10 protein-coding genes are annotated in these 11,205 nt (G+C 67.4%); 5 read left to right on the top strand and 5 right to left on the bottom strand.

The genetic code is table 11. The features are described 5' to 3' along the window. The first annotated feature begins 245 nt into the window (after positions 1-245). The 4 genes from ACFWB0_RS21490 (at position 246) to ACFWB0_RS21475 (ending at position 3,289) form a co-directional block, all read left to right on the top strand. Positions 246-518, top strand: coding sequence for a hypothetical protein (locus ACFWB0_RS21490; protein ID WP_072815670.1), 273 nt, complete (start codon positions 246-248; stop codon positions 516-518). After that, positions 515-1,072 (top strand): DnaB-like helicase N-terminal domain-containing protein, encoded by a 558-nt coding sequence (locus ACFWB0_RS21485; protein WP_072815672.1) that lies wholly within the window; start codon positions 515-517, stop codon positions 1,070-1,072. Before ACFWB0_RS21490 ends, ACFWB0_RS21485 begins: the two co-directional genes overlap by 4 nt. A 70-nt stretch (positions 1,073-1,142) precedes the next feature. Next, a complete protein-coding gene (locus ACFWB0_RS21480) occupies positions 1,143-1,376 on the top strand; it encodes a hypothetical protein (RefSeq protein WP_237211665.1) in 234 nt (77 codons plus the stop codon). Beyond that, complete coding sequence (locus tag ACFWB0_RS21475; protein WP_371054027.1) at positions 1,373-3,289, top strand: Fic/DOC family protein; 1,917 nt, start codon at positions 1,373-1,375, stop codon at positions 3,287-3,289. The genes ACFWB0_RS21480 and ACFWB0_RS21475 overlap by 4 nt, the downstream gene beginning before the upstream one ends. 413 nt (positions 3,290-3,702) lie before the next feature. On the opposite strand, the gene ACFWB0_RS21470 is transcribed toward ACFWB0_RS21475, so the two are convergent. The 4 genes from ACFWB0_RS21470 to ACFWB0_RS21455 form a co-directional block, all read right to left on the bottom strand. Continuing rightward, positions 3,703-3,849: a hypothetical protein gene (locus ACFWB0_RS21470; RefSeq protein WP_371054028.1), complete on the bottom strand. Its 147-nt coding sequence runs from the start codon at positions 3,847-3,849 to the stop codon at positions 3,703-3,705. A gap of 283 nt (positions 3,850-4,132) precedes the next feature. Further along, a complete protein-coding gene (locus ACFWB0_RS21465; protein WP_006553200.1) occupies positions 4,133-4,750 on the bottom strand; it encodes a recombinase family protein in 618 nt (205 codons plus the stop codon). A gap of 128 nt (positions 4,751-4,878) precedes the next feature. Continuing rightward, the gene (locus ACFWB0_RS21460) at positions 4,879-5,160 is read right to left on the bottom strand and encodes a universal stress protein (RefSeq protein WP_225623914.1); all 282 of its coding nucleotides are present in this window, start codon (positions 5,158-5,160) and stop codon (positions 4,879-4,881) included. Positions 5,161-5,172: 12 nt separating this feature from the next. Continuing rightward, on the bottom strand, positions 5,173-6,684 hold the full coding sequence (locus ACFWB0_RS21455; RefSeq protein WP_096824222.1) for an MFS transporter: 1,512 nt from the start codon (positions 6,682-6,684) through the stop codon (positions 5,173-5,175). A 188-nt stretch (positions 6,685-6,872) separates the two neighbouring features. Between ACFWB0_RS21455 and ACFWB0_RS21450 the strand changes: the two genes are divergently transcribed. Further along, the gene (locus ACFWB0_RS21450) at positions 6,873-7,541 is read left to right on the top strand and encodes a TetR/AcrR family transcriptional regulator (protein ID WP_039583585.1); all 669 of its coding nucleotides are present in this window, start codon (positions 6,873-6,875) and stop codon (positions 7,539-7,541) included. 23 nt (positions 7,542-7,564) lie between these two features. Here the strand turns inward: ACFWB0_RS21450 and ACFWB0_RS21445 are convergent, their stop codons facing one another. Continuing rightward, the gene (locus ACFWB0_RS21445) at positions 7,565-10,579 is read right to left on the bottom strand and encodes a Tn3 family transposase (RefSeq protein WP_039583599.1); all 3,015 of its coding nucleotides are present in this window, start codon (positions 10,577-10,579) and stop codon (positions 7,565-7,567) included. Positions 10,580-11,205: the final 626 nt, after the last annotated feature.

Raw genomic sequence — 11,205 nt, 5'->3', positions numbered from 1 at the left:
GCTGTGTTTTTTTTTTTTTTCGTCTTTGTTCGGGGGGGGCGGCCCGCGGTCCGGCTGGGCCGTGGGGGGGTCCCCCCCCCCCCGCCCCACGGCTCCGGCACGGCCCTCGCCAACGCATCACAAAATAATCAAAAAACAACCACATAATCATGTAAAACTCATCGAAAAGGCTTCACAAAACATGATAATTAAGCGACAATGGACGAGTACCTGGGGAAACCCCGTCAAGCCGAAGGAGCGCCGCAATGATCGTCTGGACCGTCACGCTGACCGCGCCCACCGTTGCGCGCTCCGATTCTGGCTGCACCTTCACCCACGCGGCCGCCGCCTCCGACGCCGCCGAAGCAGCGCGCACGCTCGCGCTCGCCTACGGTGCGCCCGCCGGTAGCGCAGTCACCATCACCATCGACGGAAGCGTCATCGCTCGCGCCACCATCGGCCACTCGGCCATCGGCCATCCCGACCCGACTCCCGTGCTCGACATCGCCGACGCCCTCGACGAACGGATCAGCGCATGACCGTCACCGACCAGACCGATCTCGACCGCTACCTCAGCGCCGACGAGTTCGCGCCCCCAGACGCCGACACCGAAACCCTGCTGCTGTGCGCGCTGCTGTTCGCCACCCGCGCCGCAGCCGCCGACATCGTGGACCTGCTCACCACCGACGACTTCCACCAGCCACTCCACGCCGAATTGTTCGACGCCATCGCCGCACTGATGAACACCGGCCACCCCCACGACCCCGCAATGGTCCTGGCCCACCTCGGGCGCCACGGTCGGCTCGCCGGTCACCACGGTCGCCGACTCGCCTACGCCCTGACCACCGCCACCACCGCCGGCGCCGATCCCACCGCCGCGCCCTACTACGCCCATGCCGTCATCAGCGCCGCCTACCGCCGCAGCTTTCGCACCGCCGGAGCCGCCATCACCGAAGCCGCCGAAACCCTGCCCGAAGCCGACCTGTTCGACCACATGGTCGCCATCGGCCGTGTCCAGCGCGCCGCCGCCCGACGCCTCGAGCGTGTACGTGCCCGACTCGGGGGTGCGCCTACTGTCGGAGCCACAACGTGAACACACCAGTGGGGGAGGGGATCCGCGGCCGATCCCGCCCCACGTCCGAACCACACCAACAGGGGAGACCATGACCGACATGGACGACGACACGACCGAAAACCCGTCCCTACGTGAACGACTCGCCCCCTTCGGCGAGGAGGTGACACGCGAGACCATCGCACAGCACATCCGCGCCGCTTGCGCGATGGCGGGCGACCTCGGCGGCGAAGATCCCCGAGACATCATCGAGCAGATCGAGGCCGGACTCACCCGCGAGGACATCCTCAATGAGTTCCGACGCGGGGAGCGCCCCGAGAAATGACCGCCTCGTCGCTCCCGATCGAGGGCTACATCCCCGGAACCGACACGCGAGTGAACCTTCTCGGCATCACCGACACCCCAACACTCGACAGAATCGAAAAACGCCTGTTCACGCAGGCGATGTACGAATTCGCGGACGTTTCCTCGCCGAGCACCTTCACCGGAGAGTTCCTACGCGAGATACACCGGCGAGCCTTCGACGGCCTGTACGCGTGGGCCGGCCAGTACAAAACGGTGCCCACCACCCAGGGCAATCTGCCGATCGCCCATTCGAGCCCCGAGGACACCCCCGCCGACGTCGACGAACTGTTCGCCGATCTCGCCGCCGAGAACAACCTGACCGGACTCGACCATCACACCTTCGTCACCCGTCTGGCCGATTACTGGTCACGCTTGACGGAGATTCATCCCTTCCCGGACGGGAACTCTCGGACGCAGTACGAGCTGTTCCGCCGCATCGCAGACCGGGCAGGATGGCAGATCGACACCGCACGTGTCGACCTCGCTGGCCTATCGGCGGCCCGCTACATCACCGCCGAGACCGGAGATCCCAGACTGCTCGCCGACGTTCTCGCCCCGGCGGTCGTACCGAACACCGGATACGTCCCTGCCCAGCCCGCCCCAGGTCGACCAGTGCTGTCTTTGACCACCCATATGACGATGCTGCGCGACTACGACCGTGATCGCAGCGGCCCCTACATAGCCTTCCAGACCTTCCGGGAGAGCCCCCGCGAGCGATCCTTGAGCGGAGCCGAACTCGACAACGCTCACGCCCTGGTCCGCATCGGCCTGAACCTGGCTGAACGCACCGACTACGGTCCCGAACACGATGCCGCCGTACGCCGGATCCTCGAGGGCACCTCCACCCTCGCGGCCGAACGCGCCGCCGCAGCACTCCCCGAGCCGAACCACCGCTACAAGGACCTGTTCGACCCGGCAGCAGGCAAGAACACCATGCGCTACGACACCGGAGCCCCGGTCAATGCCTTTGACGAGCGCGACCCCGCCCGGCTGCGCCGCCTCATCACCTGGGAGTTGGCACTGCGGACCGCCGACCACCTCGCCCACCGCGAAATTACCGGGGACGGCAGCGAACTACACGCAAGTGTCATCCACCGTGAGCTGCACACCGACTTCATGCCGATCGTCAGCGACACCTCCGCCTACACCAGCCCGGTGATCGCCGCCCCGGACGAGAACACTCTCACCGACCCCCGCCAGCTCGGACGCCACATGGCCGCCATCCAGGAGGAAACCGAAGGCGTCCAGTCGGTCGCCGTCGTACTCATGACCGACCAGCTCGTCCACGACCGCCCCGACCGCACGATCGACTGGCGCACCATCGACCCCGAAGCGCTCCGTGCCGCCACCCACGCAGCGAACTACCACGATGATCCCCCCGAAGGCATCGAACCGGACCCGGTCCTCGAGGACGCTATGCGAGTTGCCGGCCGGGAAGCCTTCGCCGCCGAACTCGCCCGTGCCATCACCACCGAGCTTCCCGCCGCCGCCCCGGACCTCGGCACGGTCGACGCCGCGCAACGGTACGAGAAGCACTGGGATGTGCTGGCCCACCGCAGCTACGCCCTGCTGGAGAATTCCCCGGAACGCAACGAGACCTACGAGCCGCTGACCACCGCAATCCAGGTGGCCGAGGAACCCCGTCACGCCATGTCGACCAGGACCGACGATGCCCCAAAGGGGGCGAAACCGAATCCCGCCGACGGCGAGCCGCACCGGAATCTCACGCATGCCGACGAGGTAGGGGAGGAGCAGAGTTCGCTCTCAACAGGGAAGGCCCTCCACGGACCACCGCAGGTCCACCACACACCACCACAACCGAACAGCCGACCACCGGCCATACATGAACACCAACCACCCACACCCGATCTGCACCTCGGGCCGCAGCTATAGGACCGAGGAGGGGTGAAGGTGTCGGGCAGCCGTGTTATTACTGGCATAGAGCCCGCGTTGCACCGCTGACCAGCCGGCCCACGAATCGGACGAGCTCGAAGAGCGCATCCGCTATGCCGGTGTCGTCCGCACGCCCCACCCGATCACCGACAGCAACGCCACAGAGCTGATGGAACAGGGAGTCAGGCGAATGGAACTTGCCGCCGCACTGCGCGCCACCGGTCACGACTACCGCGCCCGGGTTGCCCGCGTGAGCCCATGATCACAAGCGGCTGCGCCGCGCTGAATCCTGAACGGCACCGAGAGGATATGTCAGCCGCGCAGTAACCCTGTACGAATCTGCTCCACAAACTGCTATACGAATACCGCAGCAGACAGAAATGAAGAAAAAACCGAATCCGTACAACAGTCAGCTACCGCCGCTGACCTTCCAGCGTGGACAGCAACACGAACTTCGTGCCCATCAGATCGAACGCCGCTTCGCTGTCCCCGGCGACGAGAAGTTCCCGCTCACGGGCGTGTAGCGCCGCAATCGCGGTCTCGAGCTCATCGTCGGTCATCGCATCGGCGGCATCGCCGATGGCTCGTGTCCCTTCTTGGGGTAGCCGTAGCATTTGCCGAAAATCGGGCGGATATGGCGTAGTGCCCGGTCGGTGATCCGCTCGGCCTGTTGGGTCGAAACGATCGTCTGTCTCGCCACCGGCTCCTGGCGGGCGCGGCGTATCCGCCCAGCTCGCCGACGATCCGATTCGGGCCAGAACTCGTGTGGGACGTAAGGGCCCGCAACCCAAGGTTGTCAGGAAGTGCAAAGTAGCGGGATCCTGACGACAGGCTGGTGAATTCTCAGGCTCGTGGTGCAGCACTGCTGACGATGCGGTGGATGGTGGAGCGGCCGACGCTGTATTCCTCGGCCAGGTCCGCCAGGCTCGCGTCGTCGGCGGGGTCGTGGTAGCGGCGGTGGATTGTTTTCCGTGCCGTGAGAGGAAGTTTCGGCTGCTTGCCCTTGAGCCTGCCTTTCGCGCGGGCCTTGGCCATGCCCTCGCGGGTGCGTAGGTGGTTGAGGTTGGCCTCGAATTCGGCGACCATGGCCAAGGTTTGCAGGAAGAGCTTGCCGAACGGGTCGTTCCAGTCGTAGATCGAGCTCCCGAGTCCGAACAGCACCTCGCGCTCGCGCAGTTCGGTCAGGGTCTGGCCTGCTTCGGCCATGTTGCGTGCGAATCGGTCGAACTTCGGCGTGGTCAGCACTACCTGTCGCCCGTCGATGGCCGCCGCGGCGGAGGTGACGGCGGCGAGTGCGTTGTCGAGCCCGGCCCGGTTCTTGCGGGTGGTCCCGGAGAACCCTTTGTCGATGAAGATCCGCTCACGCGGCACTCCGAGCGCCAATAGCTGCTCGGTTTGGATCTCGACGTCTTGTTCGTCGGTGGAGCAGCGGCAGTATCCGACGCGGAACGGCTCACCCATGCCGAAAGTGTTCCAGATAGCGGGGGCTGACCGGCACAGTCAGCGGAACACCTCTACGGAACACCGGTGAGCTGGGCCGACGTTGGCTCTGCGTGGTGTTCCGGTGGCCGATCCGGTTACGGAACAGGTCAGGGGGTGTTATCGGTGTGTGGGGGTGTGTTGTGGGTGAGGGCGTGCTGGTGGGCGGTCCGCAGGATGGCCTCGGTGGGAGTGGTGCCGCGTAGCTGGTAGGCGTCGGGTCCGAGCCGGTCGAGGTCCGCCCCGAGCTCACGTGCGTCGATGGGGTGGCGGGCGCAGATGATCAGGAGCCGGGCGTGGGTGGCGTGGGCGAGTTCGGCGGCGTGGTCGACCACACGGTAGGAGCGGTCGGATCCGTCGGTGTCGACGATGATCGTGCGATAGGCCGTCATGACGGGCGTCTTTCACGAGAAGGGAGCGTGTTTTGCGGGGGAAATGGTCGAGATGTATCGGCGGCGTGGTGCGCGGCCGGGGGCCAGTACTGCCAGCACGATCGCCCCGACGGTGGTGAGGGCGGCCAGGGCGAGCGCGGCCTGGCCGCTGCCGTGCACGAACGCGGCCTTGGCGAACTCGGCCAGCGGTGCGGCCACCGGTCCGGCCTGGTCGGCGACCTGCAGCGCCGCGGCCAGGGAATCGGCGACCGGGCCGCGGGCGGGCTCGGGCAACTGGGGCAGGGCGGGCTGGATGCGGTGGGTGTAGCCGGCGGCCAGCACGCTGCCGGCCACGGCGATCCCGATCGCGGCGCCGATCTCGCGGGCGGCGTCGTTGACCGCGGCGGCGACCCCGTGTTTGGCCTCGGGGGTGTCGGCGACGATGGCATAGGTCGCCGGCGCGGTGCACAATCCCAGGCCCGCGCTCATGATCAGCAGCGGCCACAGCAGGTCGAGGTAGTGCGCGGCGAGTGTCAGCCGGCTCACCAGCACCAGCCCGGCGGCGATGGTGAGCAGGCCGGCCACGGTCATCACCCGTAACCCGACCAGGCTCGACAGCCACGGCGCGATCACCGAGATCACGACCAGCGGCACCACCATCGGCGCCAACGCCAGCGCCGAGGCCAGCGGCCCGTAACCGAAGACCAGCTGCAGGTACTGCACAAGCAGCAGGAATACCCCGAAGGTGACCAGGAACTGGATGGTCACCGACAGCGACCCGGCACCGAAACCACGGCGGGCGAACAACCGCACATCCAGCAGCGGCGCCGCCGAGCGCAGCTCGACGACCACGAAGGCCGCCGTCGCGGCCACGCCGACCCCGGCGGCGGCGGCGACGAGCGGGTCGGCCCAGCCGCGCGCGGGGAACTCGATCACGGCGAACACGATCGCCGCGACAGCGACCGCCACCGCCACCGCGCCCACCCAGTCCACCTGCGGATGCTCGCGCTGGCGGGACTCGGCGATGGTGCACGCCAACCCCGCCAGCACCGCCCCGGCCACGGTCAACCCTACGAACACCGATAGCCACGACCATCGTTCGAGCAGCACCCCGGCACCGAGAATCCCCAGTATCGCCCCGGATCCGGCGACCCCGGCCCATATCCCCACCGCCCGGCCGCGATGAGCGGGGGCGAACCCTGCAGTGAGGATCGACAGCGTCGAGGGCATCACCAGCGCGGCGCCTGCCCCGGCCAGCGCGCGCGTCGCGATCAACCAGGCCGGGTCGGACAGCAGCAGCGGCAGCGCCGAGGCGGCGGCGAACACCACCAACCCCACCACCAGCACCACGCGGCGCCCGTAACGGTCACCGACGGCGCCGGCGGGCAGCACCAGACACGCCAGCACCAGCGTGTAGCCGTCGACGATCCAGGTCAGCTGGGCTTGGGTGGCCCCGGTCGCAAGCGCGATCTGCGGCAACGCCGAATACAACGCCGCCATCGCCGCGACCACCAGCGCCACCGCCAGGCACGACACCGCCAGCATCCACCACTGGGCCCTGGTCCAGCGGGCGATCTCGACGGTGTCCGTTCCGGGTGTGGCCACCGGCACCTCCCCGACTTTGAAGACCAACGGTATCTGTACGAGACCATTCGTATCATAGTGGTTGGGGGTGGGATAGAGTTCACCCATATCAAGAGTTCAACGACACGAATTCGGAGGAAGGCGCGTCCATGACCGACTCAGGCCCGGCGGCGACCGACCCGCTCGCCGCGGACGACGAGCAGGCCGATCCGCGACTGGCGCGCTCACGCAACCGGTTGCTCGACGCGGCCACCCATCTGCTGTCCACCGGCGGTGTCGAGGCGGTCACCGTCGAGGCGGTCACCCGCGTGTCGAAGGTCGCCCGCGCCACCCTCTACCGGCACTTCGGCAGCACCACCCAGCTGCTCGCGGCGACTTTCGAACGACTACTTCCCCAGGTCGACACACCGACCGGCACCGGGCCCGTGCGTGAGCGGCTCCTGGCGCTGCTCGCCAGCCAGGCCGACCTCATCGAACAGGCTCCGGTGCAGATGACCACCCTGGCCTGGCTGGCGATGGGTTCCATCGGCGAGGACCACCCCGACCCGGCCGCGGTCACCTCGCTGCGCGCGCGCGTCATCGAGCAGTACCGCCACCCGTTCGACCAGATCCTCACCAGTCCCGAGGCCCGCGCGATGCTCGGCGAGCTCGACACCACCTTCGCCATCATCGAACTCCTCGGCCCGATCGTGTTCGCCCGTCTCACCGGATTACGCAGCATCGACCACGACGACTGCACCCGGCTCGTCGACAACTTCCTCACCGCCCACCGAACACCCACGCCAGCAGACACCGCTATCGACATCGCCACGCCGTAACCACGGGCCCCGGTTCCGCGCGGTCAGAACAAGGTGTCGCGCACCCGCAGCGGCCGGTACCCGGTCGGGCCCAGCTGGGCCAGCTCGGCGTCGATGTCGACCTCGATCGCGCCGAAGAAGTTGATGTTGGCACTGTGGGCCGGGCTGATGTGGGCCAGGACCTCGTCATCGATACGCTGCCCGGTCCGGCGCATCTGCTCGACAGCGAACCCGTAATACTCTGTGGTCCAGGCGATCACAGCGTTGGTCGTCAAGGTCAGGCACCAGGCCTGCTCGGTCTGGTCCTCGAGGTGGCGCGCCCGGATCATCCCCTCATGGGCATAGAGCAGGTCGCGGCGCAGCGCGTGCAGCGACTCGCCCTTGTTGAGCTGCCGCGAGATCTTGCGCCGGTAGTCCGGATCGGAGAGGTATCTCGCGGCGTAAATGGTGCGCCGCAGCGCCCCGTACTCCTTGAGCGCCGCGGCCAGGGTGTTCTGCCGCCCCGACGCCGACAGCTTGCCGACCAACAGCGACGCGGTGGCGTGCCCGAACTTCAGCGATCCGGCCAACCGCAGCAGATCGTCCCAGTGCTCGGCGATCAAACCCAGGTTGGCCTTGCGGGTCATCAGCGGGCCCGCGTGCGGGAACCGGGCCTCGGCCTCGGCGCGCGGGCCCGGCCGGTACAGGGTGATCCGCCCCAGATCCCGGATCCGTGGCGAGAGCTGCATCCCGAGCAGGTCGAACAACCCGAAGTTGACCAGGGTGACCCCGTGGGTGTCGGTGGCGTGCTCGGTGATCGGCAGATCGGTGGCGTTGCCCAGGATCTCATCGAGCACGTAGTGGGCTTCGCGTTTGGTCGCCACGATGACCTTGGTGCCGTAGGTGGCGTGGGTGTCGCTGACATGGGTGTAGGTCGACAGGCCCTCGCTGGCGAAATAGCGGCTCAACGGCCGCGCCGTGGTCGACTTACCGCGCGTCGGGAAACGCTGCCCGTCGCTCGACGACAGTGTTCCGGCGCCGAACACCGCGGTCAGCGGCAGCCGCTGGTGGTAGCCGACCAGTACCAGGTTGGCCGCGCGCAGGGTCTCCTCGCGCACATACCACTCGTCGGTCCAGGCCAGGATGTCGTAGGTGATTCCGCACGCCTCGGCCATCCGGGTCAACCCCAGGTTCGTCGAGTGCGCCAGCAGTACCGCGATCAGGTTGCGTTTGAGCTCCGGCGTCCGGGTGGCCTGACCGCCGGCGTGGGTGAAGCAGTCCAGGTAGCCGGTGCGTTTGTCCAGCTCGATCAGCAGCGACACGATCGGCGCGAACGGCAGCATTTCGGTCAGCTCGGCCTTGAGCGTGATCGCCTCGGCGGGAACATCTTCCGCGCTCAGCGGCGAGATCACCAGATCCCCGCCCTCGTCCAGCCGGACCGGGCCGTCCCCGCCGGCCAGCACCTCCTCCAGCTCACCGAGAGCGTCGTGCAGTTCGGCGACCACGGTGGCCAGCGCGACGCCAGGATCGGCGGATCGCCCGACCAGGCCGCAGAACTCAACGCGTTGCGGTTCCCACTGCCCGGTGGTGAGCAGGTAGGCGGCCGGGTCGGCGTAACGGCGCGAGCCCGGCACGAACACATCCCCGCTGCGCAACCCGTCACGCAATCCGAGCAGCACACACAACTCCCAGTAGTGCCGATACGCGGTCGCGCTGCCGGATTTGCGGGCCTCGTCGAGGTAGCCGCGCCACTTCATCGGCACGAACCCGGTCGGGGCGTCATCGAAGACCTTGCGCCGCCCGGTCGCGTTCAACTCGCGCAGCATGTTCACCGCGATCAGCAACTCGGTCGCGGCGGTACCGCCGCAGAAGCGCACCGCTTCGAGCACCGCGGGGGTGAACTGACGCAGGTAGTTGTAGGAGGAATCCAACGCCGCCAGATGCCCGTGATCACGCGGCAACCTGGGCTTGGCCTGGGCGATCGCCGCGCGCAGGCGCTCCCACCCGATCTTCTCGCCGCGGATCAGCGCACCGATCTCCTCATCCGGAACGCCGGGGTCGGTGACGATTTCCAACAGATCGTCCAGCAGCGCCTGACGGTCCTCTCCAGTCTTTCCTCGTTCGGCCAGCCGCTGCTGCATCTTCCGTTCGGCAGCACCGAATTTCACCGAGATCGCCTGATCGAACAACGCCACGACCTCATCGAGGACATCGGTGCCGGACTGGGCCAGCACCGTGAGCAGGATCGGATACCGGCGTTGCGGATCCCGACGTTGCAGCGCTTGCGGACTCAGGCGCCGGCCCATCGTGGCCAAAAACCGGCGCCGCTCGGCGGGCAGCACCGACATATCCAGCCGATCAGCGCCCAACCCGCGCAGGAAACCCAGCTTGTCGACCTCGGCGCGGACCGCGGCCGCCGAGGCCTCCACCGGCCCGGTCGACAGCCACCGCAACCGCGAGATCCCCAGCGAAGCGTCGGTGACAAGCAAGCCGTCCAACTCCGCGCACCGCGCCGCAGTGAACTCGTGAGCGAGCCGGTCATAGGTTTCGGTCTGGGCCTGGTGGCGGGCGTGGGCGACCCGCTCGACCACGGTGACCGGGCCTGGCCGGATCACCTTCGCCGAGATCAGATACTCACACGCCAGCCGGAACAGCAGAGTCGGGGAATCGTGCTCCATCGCCCGCGCGAGCAGGAACTCATCGAGCTCCTTGAACTCGAGCGCACCGACCGCACGCCATCCCAGGTACCGCGCGGCCAGGCGCACATGCTCGGTGCGGGTCTTGGCTCGCCTGCCGTAGGCACCGATCACCACCGGATCCAACCGCAACTGCTCGGCGACACGAGCCACCGCCACCGGCGGAGCCGTGACCAGCCGATCCGGCACGAATCCCAGCCACGGCAGCGTACACAACGCGATCGCCAAGCCCAGCCGCTCGGCTGGGCCCCGGCCCCGGCCCGGATCCACGAACGCCAGATCCGCAGGCGTCAGCGTGAAGTACCGGAACAGCTCCTCGCGGCTGATCTCCGGGAATCCCCGCAGTCGTTCCAACTCCTCGTCCGCGAACATCCGCGTCGCCACGACCTCAGCCTCCACCAGCACCGACCAACATCATCATCGGCAGTCAAGCACCAACCAGTCGACAGTGCATGCCGAACTCGAAACCCCGTGCCCACCAGTCGGATACGCCAAATCCGCCCGATTTCCGGCGGATGCTACGGCTACCCCTTCTTCCACGCGCCGAGGGTAGCCACGGTGTCGTCCGCTGCACGCGCAGCCCATCAGCGGAAAGGCGATGGTCCCCCGGCGGGGCGCCGGGGACCATCCTTCGACCCCTCAGGGAATCACTCACCTGTCGGGGGAACTCGGGTGATTGCAGCGGTCACCGTAGCGGAAACGCGGATCGGTACCAAACAGGTGGAGCGAGAGCGAACGTCAGGAGGAAGGACTCTCGGAGTCAGTCCTCGACAGGCACGAGATCGCTCACGCGCGCCGGCCACGGATAGGTGAGCGGACTGTCGGCGTTGACCTCGATCATCGCCCATGCCGGTGTCCTCATCGATGTCTTCGACGGTGAACACGCACGTGCCGCGTGCGCTGACCTTCACCCTGATCGCCGGGCTTCATGGTGGTTCTGTCTCTGATCGACACGACAGAAGAGGAGCGTGTCGTTTTCCCAGGTCACACCACAAATTCGGCGAAGCTAA

Origin of the sequence: Rhodococcus sp. NPDC060086, assembly GCF_042730275.1 — a bacterium.
Classification (GTDB): domain Bacteria; phylum Actinomycetota; class Actinomycetes; order Mycobacteriales; family Mycobacteriaceae; genus Rhodococcus.
Note: the sequence above shows the minus strand (reverse complement) of the source record. Positions and strands in the feature narration are given on the sequence as shown.